The following is a 15,863-nucleotide window of genomic DNA, read 5'->3' on the forward strand; positions in this document are numbered from 1 at the left end:
TCAGAGGGTCGGGAAGTGGGGGTGGGCTCCTGTGCTGGCCAGGTACGCGTCGAGCGTGGCCGAGCGGTGCCGTCGTGCCGCGAGCTCGATCTCTGGCGTCGGGGCGCCGCGCTCGATGAGGCGCAGGAGCTCCTCGTGCTCGGCGACCGACTCGCTGGCCCGCTCGGGCACGAAGCTGAACGTCGAGCCGCGGAGGGCCGTGAGGCGGTTCCAGCCGCGGTGGACCAGGTCCAGGATGTGGGGGTTCGGGCAGTGTTCGAACAGGACGCTGTGGAACTCGTGGTTGAGCCGCGTGAACTCCACGGGATCGAACTGGTGGTCGTCATCGACCATCGCGCGCATGCGGGCGTTGACCTCGCGCGCGGCGGCAAGGTCCGAACGGCCGACGGCGGGAGCGGACAGGGCGGTCGCCGCACCTTCGACGAGGCTCAGCGTCTGCATCGTGTAGAGATATTCGATCGGGTCGATACCGGCCACGGTCGCGCCGACGTTCTTCTCGAACGTCACGAGCCCCTCCGCCTCGAGCCTGCGCACGGCCTCGCGCACCGGCACCACGGAGATGCCGAGCTCGCCCGCGACCTGGGCGAGGACGAGCCGCGCCCCCGCCGCGAGGGAGCCCGAGACGATCTGGGCGTGCAGCCACTCGTACGCGAGCTGGGACTTGCTCGAGGCGGGCGCGGGGGCCGGCGCGGCTGCGCGGGTAGGCGCGCTCATCGCTGTCGGCTCGCTTCGCTCGCCGAGGTCTCGGCCTCGTAGCGGGCTCTCCAGCCAGCGTTCATCGGGAACAGCCCGTCGACCGGGTGTCCCTCTGCGACCCGCTGCGCGACCCACGCCTCCTCGCGCTCCTGGGCGGCGGCGTCGTTCGCTACCTCTTCGGCGAGCTGCGGCGGGATGACGACGATGCCGTCCTCGTCGGCGACGATCACGTCGCCCGGCTGCACGGCCGCGCCGCCGCACGCGATGGTCTCGTCGACGGCCCACGGGACGTGTCTGCGGCCGAGGACGGCGGGGTGCGGGGTGGCGCCCCACGCCGGGATCTCCATGGCGGAGACCGGGCCGAAGTCGCGGATGCCGCCGTCGGTGATGACCGCCGCCGCGCCGAGGACCTGCGCGCGGAGAGCCAGGACGTCGCCGAGCGTTCCCGAGGTCTTGTCGCCGCGGGCATCCATGACGAGGACATCGCCCTCGCGGAGCGAGTCGACGGCGCGCTTCTGCGCGTTGTAGCCGCCTCCGTGGGCTTTGAAGAGGTCCTCGCGGGCCGGGATGTAGCGGAGCGTGCGGGCCGTCCCGACGACCTTCGCGCCCGGCTTGGTGGGAATGAGGCCCTCGATGTGGCAGTTCTGCATCCCGCGCCGGCGGAGCTGGACGCTCAGCGTCGCGGTTCCCACGGAGCGGAGGGTCGCGGTGAGCTCGGGGGTGAGGACGCTCGCGGGGCGGGAATCGGCTGGCTGGGAAACGCCAGCGGAGGATGCTGTGGCGGGCTCCGGCGTGGCGGATGCCGGGACAGGGGAGAGTCCCGCCGCCTCGGCGGAGCCCCATGCGTCGATCCGGTCCGCGTCGGTGAGCCTCGGCATCGCGCCGAACGGCTCGAGCCCTGCGGCCTCGACCACCCGGTTGCCGAGCCGCCCGGTGGTGAGGGCGGCGCCGTCGTCCGTCGTGCCCTCGACCTCGACCTCGACGAGGTCGCCCGGCTGGGCGACCGTCGCGCCCGCCGGGGTTCCCGTGAGGATGATGTCCCCCGGCTCGAGCGTCATGAGCCGCGACAGGTCCGCGACGAGCTGGGCGAACGGGAACAGGAGCGTCGACGTCGAGTCGTCCTGGATGAGCTCGCCGTTGATCCAGGTCCGGACCCGGAGGCCCGCGGGGTCGAGCTCCTGCGCCGGGAGGAGCGTCGGGCCGATCGGAGCGATCCCGTCCACGCCCTTCGAGCGCAGGTTGGAGCCCTTGTCGGGCCACCGGAGGTCGGCGAGACCTGCATCGTTGGCGGCGGTCACGGCGCCCACGTGGCGCCACGCGTCCTCGGGGGAGACCCGGCGGGCGCGGCTCCCGATCACGAGCGCGACCTCGCCCTCGACCGTAAGGAGCTCGACGCCGTGCGGGCGCCGGAGGGCGGCGCCGTGCAGCGCGAGCGACGTCGCGGGCTTGAGGAAGTAGGAGGGGACCGCCGGCGTGCGGCCGCGCTGGGCCGCGCGGCTGGGGTAGTTGAGGTGGACAGCGATGACCTTCCCGGCGGCGTCGATCGTGTCCTGGCCAAGCTGCTCCGGTCGCTCCACGGATTCCTCTCCCTCGAGTCGCCAGTCCGTAGAACCTGAGCGGGCCGCGGAGGGCCCCTTAAGCCGGACTGGATCGTATACGATCATCGTATACGATCCAGTGTGCCCCGGGAGGGGCCGGGCGTCAACCCCCGGGGATCAACCCTCTCCGAGGAACTCGATCGCGGCCTGCTTGAACGCCCGCGCCGTGACGGCGTTGACGTGGTTCCGGCCCGGGATGACCACGACCTTCGCCGACGGCACCAGGCCATGCAGGCCCTCGAGCCCCTCGACGCGCTCGTCCTTCTCACCCGCGACGATGAGGAGGGGCTGCTTCGGCACGGCCTCGGCGGCGTCGAACGGTTCCTCCTTGACGGCCTCGACGAGCGAGAGGAGGGCGTACATGTCGGAGCCGGGGGAGGCCTGGGCCATCGTCACGAGGCCCGCGGTCGAGGCGTCTTCGATCGGCGTGCCGTCCGCGAGGAAGCGCTGCGCCGCGACGAGGTCGAACTCGGCGAGCGGATCGCGCGAGCTCGGGCCGCCGAGCACGAGCCGCCGCACGATTGCGGGCTGCGTGGCCCCGAACTCCCACGCGAGCCGCGATCCCAGCGAGTACCCGACGACGTCGAGCCCGCTGTCGGGGTGTCCGGGCTCGATCGGGCGCGCCCCGGCGTCGGACGCGATCTGCAAGAGGTCGGCGCGGATGCGGCTCGGCGAGTACGAGTCGACGTCCTCGGGCGCGGAACTGAGCCCGTGCCCCGGGAGGTCGACGGCGATGACGTAGCGCCCTGCCTCCCGCAGCGCCGAGATCCACCCGCTCTGCTCCCAGTTGAGGGCGATCGAGGACGCGAAGCCGTGGATGAGCAGGACCGGCGGCAAGGCCGCGGGATGCTCGGGCTCGTACGTCTGGACATTGAGCCCCGGGTCCGTGCCCTCGACCGTGTGGTGCACAGCCGCACCTGCGTGCCGGCCCGTCGTCATCTCCATGAGCGCCTGCTCTCCCGTGCCGTTCCCGTTACTTCCACCCTAGGTGCCGTCAGTCCTCGTCCAGATTCGCGTTCAGGCGCACGCGGCGCTTGGGCGCGTCCTCGGAGGGAACGGTGCCGACGATCCCGGCCGTGTCGTCCGCGACCTCGAACACGATGAGCGGCTCGCCCACCTTGATGACCTCGCCCGGCGCGCCGTAGAGCTTGAGCACCTTGCCGGACTGGGGCGAGGGCAGCTCGAGCGCCGACTTCGTGGTCTCGACCTCGACCAGCGGCTGGTTCCGCTCGACCTGGTCGCCCTCGGCGACGAGCCACTCGAGCACGGTCGCCTCGATGAGGCCTTCGCCGAGGTCGGGGAGGGGGAAGGGAAGCTCAGCCACGCTTGTACTCCAATACTCGTTGGATGCCGAACAGGATCCGGTCGATGTTCGGGATGTACTCGTCCTCCAGGTCGCCTGAGGGATACGGTACGTCGAAGCCCGTGACGCGCTCAACGGGTGCCTTGAGGGTTCCGAAGCAGCGCTCCGTGACGAGCTGGGCCACCTCTGCGCCGAGGCCGGACGTGCGCGGTCCCTCGTGGACGACGACGGCGCGCCGCGTCTTCCCGACCGACGACGCCAGGGCCTCGGCGTCGATGGGCTTGAGCCACCGGAGGTCGAGGACCTCGACGTCGATGCCGTCCTCCGCCGCGAGGTCCGCGACTTGGAGGCAGCGGGCCACCATGGCGCCCCACGCGACGAGCGTGAGGTGGCGGCCCGGACGGGCGATGCGCGCGCCGGTGAGGCCAGCGTCGGTCAGGTCAGCAGCGCCCAGCGACCTCCCGCCGTCGTTGGTCGCCGCAGCCGCCGCAGCCGCCGAAGCCGCCGCAGCCGCCGAAGCCGCCGCGGCAGCCTCGGTCACCACCTCGCCCTTCTGCCAGTACCGCGACTTGGGCTCCATGAAGATGACCGGGTCCGGCATGCGGACCGCGGCCTTGAGGAGCGAGTAGCCCTGCTGCGGGTCGGCTGGCGAAACGACCTTGAGGCCGGGCACATGCGCGAAGAGCGCCTCGAGGCTCTCGCCGTGGTGCTCGGGGGCGCGGATGCCGCCGAAGCTCGGAACGCGCAGCGTCACCGGCATCGGCACGGCGCCGCGGCTGCGGTAGTTCATGCGCGCAAGCTGGCACACGATCTGATTGATCGCGGGGTAGGCGAAGCCGTCGAACTGGACCTCGGGGACCGGGTGGAAGCCGGCCATCGCGAGGCCGATCGACATGCCCAGGATGCCCGACTCGGCGAGGGGCGTGTCGAAGACGCGCTCCGCGCCGTGCTTGGCCGCGAGCCCCGACGTCACGCGGAACACGCCGCCGAGCGTGCCGACGTCCTCGCCGAGCACGAGCGCCTTCGGGTCCTCCGCGAGGAGCTCGTCGAGCGCGAGGTTGAGCGCGCCCTGGAGGGAGAGCGTGACTGTTCCGGCTCCGGCTCCGGCTTCGCTGGTGGTGAGCGTCTCACTCATGCTCGGACTCCTCTCGCCAGTTGGCTTTCTGGCGCAACAGCTCGTCGGTGGGCTCCTGGAAGACCAGGTCGAACATCTCGGCACCCCGGCGCGGGCCCAGCGCGATGACGCCGAGGCGCACGCGCTCGGCCTCCGCGGCGCCCGCGGCGTCGGCCTCGGCGAGGATCTCCTCGGTCGCGGCTCCCTCGGCCAGGATCAGCTCGCGCAGCCGGGCCAGCGGATCCTGGCCGGCGTCCTCGCGCTCCTCGTCGAGCGTGCGATAGCGGCCCGGATCGTCCGAGGTCGCGTGCGGGCCGCGGCGGTACGTCATGGCCTCGACGATCGCCGGCCCGTGGCCCGACCTGGCATGGGCGACGGCGCGGCGGGTCGCCTCGAGCACTGCGGCGGCGTCGTTGCCGTCCACCTGGACTGCAGGAATCCCGTAGCCCGCGCCGCGCGCCGCGACGCTGCCGCCCGCGACCTGCTTCTCGGTTGGCACCGAGATGGCCCAGCCGTTGTTCTGCACGAAGAAGACGACCGGAGCCTTGAAGACGCCTGCGAAGTTCATGGCCTCGTGCACGTCGCCCTGGCTCGAGGCGCCGTCGCCGAGGTACGTGATCGCCACGGCGAGGCCCTGGGCGGGGAGTTCGCCGTGCGCCTCGAGCGTCTGCCCGTGGGCCCAGCCGACTGCGTGGAGCACCGAGCCGGCGACGACCGCCTGGATCGGGGCGACGTGGGTCGTGGCTGCGTCCCAGAGGCCGCCGTGCCACGTGGCCTTGTGCGTGGACATGTACTCGACCATGTCGACGCCGAACGCGCGGGCCACGCCGAGCTCGCGATACGTCGGGAAGGCGAAGTCGCGGGACGGGTCGAGCGCGAGGGCGGAGCCGACCTGCGCGGCCTCCTGACCGAGCTCGGGGGCGTAGGCCGGGAGGATGCCCTGTCGCTGCCACGAGATTGCCGCCACGTCGAGCTGTCGGACGGAGGTCATGAGCCGGTACAGCTCCACGAGCTCGTTCGGCGCGACGGGCGCGACCGCGGGGAGCTCGGCGAGCGGCTCCCGGGGTGCGCCGGCGAGCCCGGCCCGGCCCGCCGCCGTCGTTCGTGTTCCTAAAGTCTGCATAGCAAGACGGTAGGATGGCCGCACAGCGTGTGCAATCGACAGCAGATCGGCTAGTCAAAATGTTATGTCGCGACTGGTTGTGGCCCGCGTCACGGGGCAGTGTGTCTAGTCCCACGAAAGGGCCCCGGGCTCGCATGCGAACCCGGGGCCTGTTCTCGTGCTTCGGCAGTTACGGGCGGGGGCACGGTGCCGGCCTCGGCGTCTAGCTCAGTGCCCGCCTCAGTGCTCGCCGGAGTGCCCGCCGCGGTGCCCGCCTCGTCACCTGCCGCAGGGTCAGGACTTCGCGGCGATCGCGCGGCGCCTCAGCCCGCTGCCCGCGGCGATCACGGCCACGAGCGCGAACGTGCTGAGCAGCTGCGGGCGCGAATCCTCGCCGATGAGGCCCACAACGAAGATCGCGACCAGAATCACGAGCCCCACGACCGTGAGCCAAGGGAAGCCCGCCATCCGCAGGGGAAGCTCCACGCCGTCGCGATCGGCCCGGTGCCGCAGCACGAGCTGCGAGACGAGCGCCGAGCCCCAGACCATGAGGCACGTGGAGCCCACAATGTTGAGCAGCAGCGGGAGCACCTTGTCGGGGAACGCGATCTCGAGCACCGTCGCGACCACGCCGAACGCCACACTTGCGAGCACGGCCACGGCCGGGACCTGCGACTTCGTGAGCGACGCGAGGGCCCTCGGTGCCTCGCCGCGCTCAGCGAGCGAGAACACCATGCGGGACGCCCCGTACAGGTTCGCGTTGAGCGCCGAAAGGAGGGCGACGACGGCCACGAGCGTGATCGCGGTTGCGGCGCCCGGGAGGCCCGCGGCGTCGAGGACGGCCGCGAACGGGCTCTTGAGGCCGGCGGAGCCCGCAGGAATGACGGCCGCGATGATGAAGATCGAGCCGATGTAGAACACGAGGATGCGCCAGACGACCGTGCGCACGGCCTTGCCGACGCTGCGCGCCGGATCGCGCGTCTCCGCGGCCGCGACGGACACGATCTCGGTGCCGCCGAACGCGAACGCGACGACGAACAGTGCGGTCGCGATGCCCTCGAAGCCGTGCGGCGCGAAGCCCGCGCCCCCGAAGTTCGCGAGTCCGGGCGACTGCACACCGGGGATCCAGCCGAACAGGAGCGCGGCGCCCACGAGCAGGAACGCCACAATCGCCGCGACCTTGAGGAGGGCGAACCAGAACTCGAACTCGCCGAAGTTCTTGACGCGTGTCAGGTTGACGGCGGTGAGCGCCGCGACGAACAGCAGCGCCATGAGCCACACAGGGAGCGCGGGGAATACTGTCGCGAGGAGGCCCGCTGCGCCGAGGGCCTCCGCCGCGATGACGACCACCAGCTGGACCCACCAGAGCCAGCCGACGGTCGAGCCGGCCACGGGCCCGAGGGCTCGCGCGGTGTAGACGGAGAACGCGCCGCTCGTCGGATTCGCGGCGGCCATCTCGCCGAGCGCCCACATCACGAGGATGATGAGCGTCCCGGCGACGAGGTAGGAGAGCAGGACGGCGGGGCCGGCGGCCTGGATGCCGGCGCCCGAGCCGATGAACAGGCCCGCGCCGATCGCGCTTCCGAGCCCCATCATGGTGAGCTGCCGGGGCTTGAGAGCGGCCCCGAGCGTCGACGTCGTCGTCGTGCTCGCTTCTGCAGTCTGCATAGGTGTCATTGACCCTCTTCGGTTCTTCGATGGCCCGCGCGGGGGAGCGTCGGGCCAGGGACGCTGACGAGAATAGCGGGAAATTTCGCGGTTGTGTGGCGCGTATCACGGGGCTTGGCAGTCTGTTCGCGCGTCGCCCGAGACACGACGCGATCCTGAGCAGAATGCGCAGTGCATGTGCGAGTGTGCATCAATCTGTAGCATCGGCTGTGACGTCGCCAGGAAGTGGGCGCGAGGGCGGCGCTGGTGCCGCGCCAGGGAGGAAAGCATGCGGATTGACGAACTCGATGCGAAGATCGTCCGGCTGTTCACCGAGGAGCAGCGCATGTCCGTGCTCGAGGCGTCGCGCCTGCTCAAGGTCGCGCGCGCCACGGTCCAGGCGAGGCTCGACCGGATGACGGGAAACGGCGTGATCGGCCGGTGGGTGCCGCAGCCCGAGCCGCGGGCGTTCGGCTTCCCGGTCGTCGCCTTCTGCTTCCTCACCATCAACCAGGACCTCGGCCACGACGCGGTCTCGAAGGCCCTCGGAGACATCCCCGAGGTGATCGAGGTGCACACGGTCTCCGGCGACAGCGACCTTCTGGCCCGCGTCGCCGCGCGCTCCAATTCGGACCTCCAGCGGGTGCTCGACATCATGATGGCCACGCGGGCCGTCGTGCGGTCCTCGACCGTGATCGTGCTCAACACGCACTTCGAGGGGCGGACGCTTCCACTCCTTGAGGCGGCAGCGCGCACCTGACGCGCGCCCCCCACGCGCGGCACCCCGCCCCCCCACCCCCACCCGTTTCGGGTACGCGAACTTCGCGTCTGGCGGGTTTCGGGTACGCGAACTTCGCGTCGGGCTGGTTTCGGGTACGCGAACTTTGCGTCGGGCTGGTTTCGGGTACGCGAACTTCCCCCGCCGTCGTCCGCCATCGCGCACGTGCGCACCGGACCCTGGTCCTGTGCCAGCTTCCCCAGCTTCAACCTTCAATCCCCGGCGAGTCGCCGGAAATCGCCGGTAGGTCGCGTCGTCGTCGTGCTTGAAGTTGGGGAGATCGGCGCGGCCCGCCTCATTTCGAGGAGGTATCTGTACCCGAAATGGCAAATGTCTCGAGTTTCTGTACCGAGACGAAAGGGGGCGGCGCTAAGGCGCTGACGGGGCTGGCGGGGCTGGCGGCCGGGGGGCGGGGCTTGCGCGGGGCTGGCGGGCTCTCGGCGCTTCGCGGACGACGGCGCGCGTCACCTTTTGCCCCGAAGCTCCGCCCGGGCGTATGATGACTTAGAGTCAGCTTGACTTTAACTGACGATGAACGCCGCAGTGACGATGAACGTCGCAGTGACGATGAACGTTTCCGTGACGATGCAGTGACCATGAACGCTGCAGCCACGCCAGCAGCCGCAAGCCTGCGGCCAAGCCCTAGGACGAGAGGCGCCATGAGCACGGTCTTTGCGGGCCCGTTCGGGGCGAACGTCTCCGAGCGCGCCCAGCTCCCGCCGTCGTTGGCCATCTCCACGGTGATCTTCGCGCTCAAGCCTGCCCGCGCCGCCGGCAAGCCGACCCTGTGGCTCCCGCTCGTGCGGCGGGTGAAGGAGCCGTTCAAGGGCCAGTGGGCGCTCCCGGGCGGCCCGCTCACGGCAGTCGAGTCGCTCGAGGACGCCGCCCGCCGCAATCTTCGCGAGACCACCGGGCTCGCGCCCGAGTACCTCGAACAGCTCTACGCGTTCGGAGGCTTGGACCGGGCGAGCCGCCCGGGTCGGTCGGCGCAGCGCGTGGTGTCGATCGTGTACTGGGCGCTCGTCCGCCCTACGGAGGCCGAGCTCCTCGCGGAGGAAACGGAGAATGTGGCGTGGCATCGCGCCGACACGGCCGGTGAGGGCGAGGGCGGCCTCGCGTTCGACCATCGCGAGATCATCGACTACGCCCTGTGGCGCCTCAGCAACAAGCTCGAGTACGCGCAGATCGCGTACCACTTCCTCGGCGAGACCTTCACCCTCGCGGAGCTTCGCGAGGTCTACGAGGCCGTCCTGGGCCGACAGCTCGACCCGGCCAACTTCCGCCGCCAGCTCAAGTCGGTCCCCCAGATCGAGGCGACGGACCAGTTCCTCGAGGGCGGCCGCCACCGCCCTCCCCGCCTGTACCGCTACACGGGTCCGGCCAGAACCGCCCCCGCCTTCGAACCCTATCGCCTGACCAGGAGCACGCCATGACCTCTGTCGCCACCGCCATCAGCCTCATCACGCGCGACGAGGCGGAGCACCGGACCGCCGAGGGCGCCGCGAGCACGTGCAGCTCCGACCTCGCCCAGGGCCCGTGGGAGTTCGACGCCGCCGAGGCCCTCCGCGGGATGCCCGCCTACGGTCCGGGGGCCTCGAGCGCAGATGTCGCGCCAGCGTCGACCCCGCGCCAGGGCCAGCTGCCGCAGGAGTACAAGGATGCTAGCGAGGACGAGCTCCACGCTCGCATCCGCGCGGCGAAGGAGACGCTCGGCGACCGCGTCGTGGTTCTGGGCCACTTCTACCAGCGCGACGAGGTCGTGGAGCACGCCGACTTCGTGGGCGATTCGTTCCAGCTCGCGAACGCGGCCCTCACCCGCCCCGACGCGGAGGCGATCGTGTTCTGCGGCGTGCACTTCATGGCCGAGACCGCGGACATCCTCTCCCGCGACGACCAGGCCGTGATCCTCCCGAACCTCGCCGCGGGCTGCTCGATGGCGGATATGGCGGACATCGACTCGGTCCAGCAGTGCTGGGACCAGCTCGAGGAGCTCTTCGGCACCGAGCCGGACGCCGACGGCCGCGTCCCGGTCATCCCGGTCACGTACATGAACTCCTCCGCCGCGCTCAAGGGTTTCTGCGGCGAGCACGGCGGGATCGTCTGCACGTCCTCGAACGCCGCGACCGTGCTCGAGTGGGCGTTCGAGCGCGGGCAGCGGGTCCTGTTCTTCCCGGATCAGCACCTGGGCCGCAACACGGCCAAGGCCATGGGCGTCCCGCTCGAGCAGATGCCGATGTGGAGCCCGCGCAAGCCGTGGGGCGGCACCGACCCCGAGACCCTGCGCGACTCCCGCGTGATCCTGTGGCACGGCTTCTGCTCGGTGCACCGCCGCTTCAACGTTGCGCAGATCGAGAAGGCTCGCGCCGACTACCCGGGCGTGCGGGTCATCGTGCACCCCGAGTGCCCCATGGAGGTCGTCGACGCAGCCGACGAGTACGGCTCGACCGACTACATCCGCAAGGCCATCGCCGCCGCGACCGAGCCGACCGTCTTCGCGATCGGCACCGAGGTCAACCTCGTGAACCGTCTCGCGGCCGAATACCCGCAGCACACGATCTTCTGCCTCGACCCCGTCATCTGCCCCTGCTCGACGATGTACCGCATCCACCCCGGCTACCTCGCGTGGGTCCTCGAGGGCCTCGTCGGGGGCGAGGTCCGCAACCGGATCGAGGTGGCCGCCGACGTGGCCGACACCGCTCGCGTCGCGCTCGAGCGCATGCTGGCGGCGCGGCCGTGACGACGGCCGGCTTCGCGCCGCGCGACGCGAGGGGCCGCTCCGCGCGGCGCCTCGTCGTCGTCGGCAGTGGGGTCGCGGGGCTCTTCGGTGCGATTTCCGCCGCCGAGGCGGGCGCCGCCGTCGTCCTTCTCACGAAGGCGCGCCTCGGCGACAGCAACAGCATGCTTGCCCAAGGCGGCTTCGCGGCCGTCCTGCCGGCGGGCCAGTGCGCGCCGGGGGACAGCGTCGCGAGCCACGCGGCGGACACGATGACAGCGGGCGCGGGGCTCGGAACGCAAGCGGCGGTCGACGTCATGGTCGGCCGCGCCGCGAGTGCCGTGGACGCTCTCCTCGCCCACGGCGTCGCGTTCGACCGCGCTGAGGACGGCCGACTCGCGCTCGGACTCGAGGCCGCGCACGCCTTCCCCCGCATCCTGCACTCCGGCGGCGACGCGAGCGGCGCGGGCATCACGCGCGCGCTCATCGCGCGGCTCCGCGGGCTCCAGGCGGAGGGCCGCGTCGAAGTCATCGAACGCGCGACGGCCACCGAGCTTGTGCTGGATTGCGGCGCGGTCGCGGCCGTCGAGTACGTCGCGGACGGCTGCTCGCGGTCCGCGAGCGGGGATAGCCCGGCTTGGGGCCCGGCTGTGGGACCGGCTGCCAGCGTACGACGGCGCGTGGCCGCCGACGCCGTCCTCCTCGCCACCGGGGGAGCGGGCCAGTTGTTCGCCCAGACCACGAATCCCGCGGTCGCGACTGGCGACGGCGTGGCGCTCGCCTTCCGCGCCGGCGCGGTGCTGCGCGATCTCGAGTTCTACCAGTTCCACCCGACGGCCCTCCAGGTTCGCGCCGCCGACGGGACGCTGCGATCTTCGCTCGTCTCCGAGGCCGTCCGCGGCGAGGGCGCCGTGATCCGGGACGCCTCGGGACGGCGCTTCGTCGCGGACTACCACCCCCTCGGCGAGCTCGCCCCGCGCGACGCCGTCTCGCGTGCCCTCGCCCTCCACCGGCGCGCGGGCGGTGGCCAGGCCTATCTCGACGCCACAGGCCTTGAGAAGGTCCGCGGAGCCGGCTTCCTGGCGCGGCGCTTCCCGGGTCTCGACGCGATGACCCGCGCCGCTGGCTTCGACTGGCGGCGCGAGCCGCTGCCGATCGGACCCGCAGCCCACTACTGGATGGGCGGCGTCGCGACGGACCTCGACGGCGCGACGAGCGTCCCCGGCCTGTATGCAGCAGGCGAGGTCGCGTGCACGGGCGTGCACGGGGCGAACCGCCTCGCGTCGAACTCGCTCCTCGAGGGCGTCGTGTTCGCGGCCCGGGCAGTCGAGCACTTCATGGGCGGCCAATCCGGGTCTGGCCAGCTTGATTTGTTGGGCCAATCCGGCTCATCAGGCTCAGGCTGGGCTGGTCCCGCGCCGCGCGCGGGGGAGCCGCTCTGCCTTGCTGCAGAGGCCGACGCGGCCGCCGAGCCCGTGGCCCGCGGCGAACTCGCAGCCCGCATGGAGGCCGACGCCGGGGTGCTCCGCGACGCGACCGGGCTCGCCCGGGCGGCCCGCGCGCTCGCGGGCTGGCGCCCCGGGCCGGAGAACGGGGACGCCGACCCCGAGACCGCCAACCTCCTCACCGTCGCGAGGCTCCTCGTCGCGGCTGCCGCCGCCCGCGAGGAGTCGGCCGGTGCCCACTACCGCCTCGACTTCCCGGACCGCCGCAGCTGTGAGCACCGCTCGGGCGAGCAGTCCGCCGAAGCGGGATTCGACGTCGTCCGCGGGCGCGTGCTCGCAGGAAGGAACTCGTGACATGACATTCCACCCCCAGCCCGTCCTGGAGACGGCGCAGGCCGCACAGCCAGCCCCGACTGTAAATTCAGCCCAGACCTTGGATTCAGCCCAGACCTTGGATTCGGCCCCGGCCCCGAAGCCCGCCCCCATGCCGTTCACGGCGCACGGCCTGCGCCGGGTCCTCGAGGCCGCGTACGCGGAGGACGCGCCGCAGGGCGATCTCACGTCGCTCGTGCTCATCCCGGAGTCCGCGCGGGCCACGGCTGAGCTCCGTGCCCGCGTGCCCGGCGTGTTCTCGGGCGGCCCGGTGGTCGAGGCAGGCTTCCGGCTGCACGACCCGGAGGCCCGCGTGGAACTGCTCGTGGCCGAGGGGCAGCCGTTCGACGCCGGCGCCGTCCTCACTCGGGTGTCCGGCAAGGCCCGGGAGATCCTCACGGCGGAACGCGTGGTGCTCAACCTGGTGCAGCGCATGAGCGCGATCGCGGCCCTCACAGCCCGGTACGTCGCGCTCGCCGAGGGGACGAAGGCTCGAATCGTGGACACGCGCAAGACGACGCCCGGGCTGCGCGAGCTCGAACGCTATGCGGTGCGCTGCGGCGGCGGCCGGAACCACCGCTACAGCCTCTCCGACGCCGTCCTCGCGAAGGACAACCACCTCGCGGTCCTCACGGGCGGCGACCCCGCGCGGCTCACGGACGTGCTGCGGGCCGCCCGCGAGCGTCTCGGCCACACGACGCACTTCGAGGTTGAGGTCGACTCGATCGAACAGATCGAGCCCGTCCTCGCCGCCGGCGTGGACACCATCATGCTCGACAACTTCACGCCCGACCAGCTCCGCGAGGGCGTCGCGCTCGTGGCCGGTCGAGCGATCGTCGAGGCCAGCGGCGGCGTGAACCTCGCCACGGTCGCGGAGGTCGCGGCGAGCGGGGTGGACCTCGTGTCCGTCGGCGCGCTCACGCACTCCGTGGCGAACCTCGATCTGGGCCTCGACGTCGTGCTCGAGGTCGGGGGCGAGGACCCGGGGGCGAGCCGGCCGTGATCTACCTCGACGCGGCGGGGACCACGCCCGTGCGCCGCGAGGTCCTCGAGGCCATGTGGCCGTACCTCACGGGCGACTTCGGCAATCCGTCGAGCCATCACGAGCTCGGGGAACGGGCCCACACCGCGCTCGAGGCGGCGCGGGCCGACGTCGCGGGGGTCCTCGGATGCCGACCGTCGGAGGTCGTGTTCACGTCCGGCGGGACCGAGGCAGACAATCTGGCCGTCAAGGGCATCGCTCTCGCGCGGCGCTCAGCCGACCCGCGCCGGAACCGCATCGCGGTGAGCGCCGTCGAGCATCCCGCGGTTCTCGAGTCCGCGCGGAGCCTTGCGCGCCTGCATGGCTTCGCGGTCGACGTCGTCCCCGTCGATCGCGAGGGGCGCGTCGCCCCCGAGGCGCTCGCCGCCGTCGTCGGCCCTGAAACCGCCGTCGCGTCTGTCATGTACGCGAACAACGAAGTCGGCACGGTGCAGCCGATCGCCGAGCTCGCAGCGATCGCGCGTGCCGCGCGTGTCCCATTCCACACAGACGCGGTCCAGGCGGCGGGCGTGCTCCCGCTCGGCGTGCGCGAGCTCAGCGTCGACGCGCTCAGCATCTCGGGCCACAAGCTGGGCGCCCCCAAGGGAGTGGGCGCGCTGTTCGTCGCGGGTCGCGTGAGCGTCGAGCCGCTCGTGGACGGCGGCGGGCAGGAGCGCGGCGTGCGCTCCGGCACGGAGAACGTCGCTGGAGCCGTCGCGCTCGCCACCGCGCTGCGCCTCGCCGAGGCAGAACGGACGACGGCGGCCCCTCGCCTCGCGGCGCTTCGGCGCGACTTCGTGGCGCGCGTCGTGGAGCTCGTTCCCGAGGCGCTGCTCACGGGATCTCCCGAGGATCGGCTGCCCGGGAGCGCGTCCTTCTGCTTCCCGCGCGTGAGCGGCGAGTCCGTGCTGCTCGAGCTCGAGCGGAGGGGCGTCGTCTGCTCGTCGGGGTCTGCGTGCGCTGCGGGATCCAGCGACCCTTCTCACGTGCTGCTCGCTCTCGGCCTCGACGCGGAGACGGCTCAGACCGCGGTGCGCTTCACGCTGCCGCCCTCGGTGACGCGAGAGGAACTCGACCAGGCTGCGGTCGCCCTCGGCGAGGCCTACGCCGCGGTGACAGCGATCGCCCGCTGACGTTAGGGGGCAGAGGTTCCGGGCACGGGGGCCAAGGCTATGGGACTCGCCCGCGTCGGGGCTCAGCCAGCAGGTTAGGCGTTGCGGGCGCGGCGGAAGATCCACTGCCGCAGGAGCGAGAAGCGGACGGCGGTCGCCACCCAGCCCGCGACGGTTGTGGTCCAGAGCTCGGCCGCGACGCCCGCGAGGGGATTGATCCACAGGAGCACCCAGAGGCTCCCGCTCGTGAGCAGGAGAGCGACGCCCATGGCCACGAGGCCGTTGAAGTGGTCCTGCGCGAGGCCGCGGCGCTCGGTGATGCGGAATGTGAAGCGCCGGTTGAGCGCGGTGTTCATGACCGAGGTCGCGATGAGCGCAACGGCGTTCGCGAGCTGCGGCCCGAGCCACGGACGGCACAGCGCGTACAAGGCGAGCGAGGACAGTGTGCACACGATGCCCACGCCCGTGAATCGAGTGAGCTGCCGGACGATCGGGCGGCTCCATGCAGCGCGGAGCAGACTGCCAGGGCCGCGCGTTTCTCGGCGCCCGCGACCCGTCCGCCGCTCGACGCCGTACTCGCTCCCGCCATTCGTCTCGCGACCGAGGCCCCGATCGGAGGTCGGCGCGGGGTGCGCCGCCCCTGTCGGGGCCTCGGTCGACGGCCACTGCTGATCCATGCATCTAGGCTCTCACGGGTTTGCTGTGGCTGTGCTGTGCTGAACGGATGACTAGCTGTACGACGGCGGGTGTCTGCGTCGTGCCCTCGCCACCGGGTTATCTGCGGGTGGTGGGTCGGTTCGCGCGACGGCAGGGTGCCTGCGTCGTGCCTGGCTGTCAGGTTATCTGCGGGTGGTGGGTCGGTTGGCGATGACGGGTGCGGTGCCGGTGTAGCCCTCACGGGCGGCGGCGATCTCCCGGATCCGGTCGCGGCAGGCGTACCAGCCGATGACCATGAGCACGCA

At 71.8% G+C, this 15,863-nt stretch carries 14 protein-coding genes; 6 read left to right on the plus strand and 8 right to left on the minus strand.

The window, feature by feature from the left end:
• From E6A26_RS03395 to E6A26_RS03425, 7 genes are all read right to left on the minus strand, one after another.
• Positions 1–714, minus strand: coding sequence for a GntR family transcriptional regulator (locus tag E6A26_RS03395; RefSeq protein ID WP_136609765.1), 714 nt, complete (start codon positions 712–714; stop codon positions 1–3).
• Complete coding sequence (locus E6A26_RS03400; RefSeq protein WP_234864961.1) at positions 711–2,273, minus strand: fumarylacetoacetate hydrolase family protein; 1,563 nt, start codon at positions 2,271–2,273, stop codon at positions 711–713. The genes E6A26_RS03395 and E6A26_RS03400 overlap by 4 nt, the downstream gene beginning before the upstream one ends.
• A 138-nt stretch (positions 2,274–2,411) precedes the next feature.
• The gene (locus tag E6A26_RS03405) at positions 2,412–3,233 is read right to left on the minus strand and encodes an alpha/beta fold hydrolase (protein ID WP_136609812.1); all 822 of its coding nucleotides are present in this window, start codon (positions 3,231–3,233) and stop codon (positions 2,412–2,414) included.
• A gap of 55 nt (positions 3,234–3,288) precedes the next feature.
• Positions 3,289–3,618, minus strand: a complete 330-nt coding sequence (locus E6A26_RS03410) for a biotin/lipoyl-containing protein (protein ID WP_136609767.1) — start codon at positions 3,616–3,618, stop codon at positions 3,289–3,291.
• Positions 3,611–4,732: an alpha-ketoacid dehydrogenase subunit beta gene (locus E6A26_RS03415; RefSeq protein ID WP_136609768.1), complete on the minus strand. Its 1,122-nt coding sequence runs from the start codon at positions 4,730–4,732 to the stop codon at positions 3,611–3,613. Before E6A26_RS03415 ends, E6A26_RS03410 begins: the two co-directional genes overlap by 8 nt.
• Positions 4,725–5,834, minus strand: coding sequence for a thiamine pyrophosphate-dependent enzyme (locus E6A26_RS03420; RefSeq protein WP_136609769.1), 1,110 nt, complete (start codon positions 5,832–5,834; stop codon positions 4,725–4,727). The genes E6A26_RS03415 and E6A26_RS03420 overlap by 8 nt, the downstream gene beginning before the upstream one ends.
• A gap of 273 nt (positions 5,835–6,107) precedes the next feature.
• Positions 6,108–7,481 carry an amino acid permease gene (locus tag E6A26_RS03425; protein WP_136609770.1) on the minus strand — a complete coding sequence of 458 codons (1,374 nt, stop codon included), beginning with the start codon at positions 7,479–7,481 and terminating at the stop codon, positions 6,108–6,110.
• A gap of 268 nt (positions 7,482–7,749) precedes the next feature.
• Between E6A26_RS03425 and E6A26_RS03430 the strand changes: the two genes are divergently transcribed.
• The 6 genes from E6A26_RS03430 (at position 7,750) to E6A26_RS03460 (ending at position 14,922) form a co-directional block, all read left to right on the plus strand.
• Complete coding sequence (locus E6A26_RS03430; RefSeq protein WP_136609771.1) at positions 7,750–8,220, plus strand: Lrp/AsnC family transcriptional regulator; 471 nt, start codon at positions 7,750–7,752, stop codon at positions 8,218–8,220.
• Positions 8,221–8,897: 677 nt separating this feature from the next.
• Positions 8,898–9,671, plus strand: a complete 774-nt coding sequence (locus tag E6A26_RS03440) for an NUDIX hydrolase (RefSeq protein ID WP_136609773.1) — start codon at positions 8,898–8,900, stop codon at positions 9,669–9,671.
• Positions 9,668–10,975, plus strand: a complete 1,308-nt coding sequence (gene nadA / locus E6A26_RS03445) for a quinolinate synthase NadA (RefSeq protein ID WP_136609774.1) — start codon at positions 9,668–9,670, stop codon at positions 10,973–10,975. Before E6A26_RS03440 ends, nadA begins: the two co-directional genes overlap by 4 nt.
• Positions 10,972–12,750 carry an L-aspartate oxidase gene (locus E6A26_RS03450; protein ID WP_136609775.1) on the plus strand — a complete coding sequence of 593 codons (1,779 nt, stop codon included), beginning with the start codon at positions 10,972–10,974 and terminating at the stop codon, positions 12,748–12,750. The genes nadA and E6A26_RS03450 overlap by 4 nt, the downstream gene beginning before the upstream one ends.
• A 130-nt stretch (positions 12,751–12,880) precedes the next feature.
• Positions 12,881–13,771, plus strand: coding sequence for a carboxylating nicotinate-nucleotide diphosphorylase (gene nadC / locus E6A26_RS03455; RefSeq protein ID WP_136609813.1), 891 nt, complete (start codon positions 12,881–12,883; stop codon positions 13,769–13,771).
• Positions 13,768–14,922: a cysteine desulfurase family protein gene (locus E6A26_RS03460; RefSeq protein ID WP_136609776.1), complete on the plus strand. Its 1,155-nt coding sequence runs from the start codon at positions 13,768–13,770 to the stop codon at positions 14,920–14,922. Before nadC ends, E6A26_RS03460 begins: the two co-directional genes overlap by 4 nt.
• Before the next feature lie 74 nt (positions 14,923–14,996).
• Here E6A26_RS03460 and E6A26_RS03465 read toward each other — a convergent pair whose 3' ends face one another.
• Entirely contained in the window at positions 14,997–15,578 is a 582-nt protein-coding gene (locus tag E6A26_RS03465) for a GtrA family protein (RefSeq protein ID WP_136609777.1), read from the minus strand.
• Positions 15,579–15,863: the final 285 nt, after the last annotated feature.

This window comes from Sinomonas albida (assembly GCF_004919045.1).
GTDB lineage: Bacteria > Actinomycetota > Actinomycetes > Actinomycetales > Micrococcaceae > Sinomonas > Sinomonas albida.

Excerpts from the sequence above, each read along its gene's own strand:
- nadA (WP_136609774.1), top strand. The coding sequence starts at position 9,668 with ATGACCTCTGTCGCCACCGCCATCAGCCTCATCACGCGCGACGAGGCG.
- E6A26_RS03425 (WP_136609770.1), bottom strand. The coding sequence starts at position 7,481 with ATGCAGACTGCAGAAGCGAGCACGACGACGACGTCGACGCTCGGGGCC.
- E6A26_RS03415 (WP_136609768.1), bottom strand. The coding sequence starts at position 4,732 with ATGAGTGAGACGCTCACCACCAGCGAAGCCGGAGCCGGAGCCGGAACA.
- E6A26_RS03465 (WP_136609777.1), bottom strand. The coding sequence starts at position 15,578 with ATGGATCAGCAGTGGCCGTCGACCGAGGCCCCGACAGGGGCGGCGCAC.
- E6A26_RS03430 (WP_136609771.1), top strand. The coding sequence starts at position 7,750 with ATGCGGATTGACGAACTCGATGCGAAGATCGTCCGGCTGTTCACCGAG.
- nadC (WP_136609813.1), top strand. The coding sequence starts at position 12,881 with ATGCCGTTCACGGCGCACGGCCTGCGCCGGGTCCTCGAGGCCGCGTAC.
- E6A26_RS03405 (WP_136609812.1), bottom strand. The coding sequence starts at position 3,233 with ATGACGACGGGCCGGCACGCAGGTGCGGCTGTGCACCACACGGTCGAG.
- E6A26_RS03420 (WP_136609769.1), bottom strand. The coding sequence starts at position 5,834 with ATGCAGACTTTAGGAACACGAACGACGGCGGCGGGCCGGGCCGGGCTC.
- E6A26_RS03395 (WP_136609765.1), bottom strand. The coding sequence starts at position 714 with ATGAGCGCGCCTACCCGCGCAGCCGCGCCGGCCCCCGCGCCCGCCTCG.
- E6A26_RS03440 (WP_136609773.1), top strand. The coding sequence starts at position 8,898 with ATGAGCACGGTCTTTGCGGGCCCGTTCGGGGCGAACGTCTCCGAGCGC.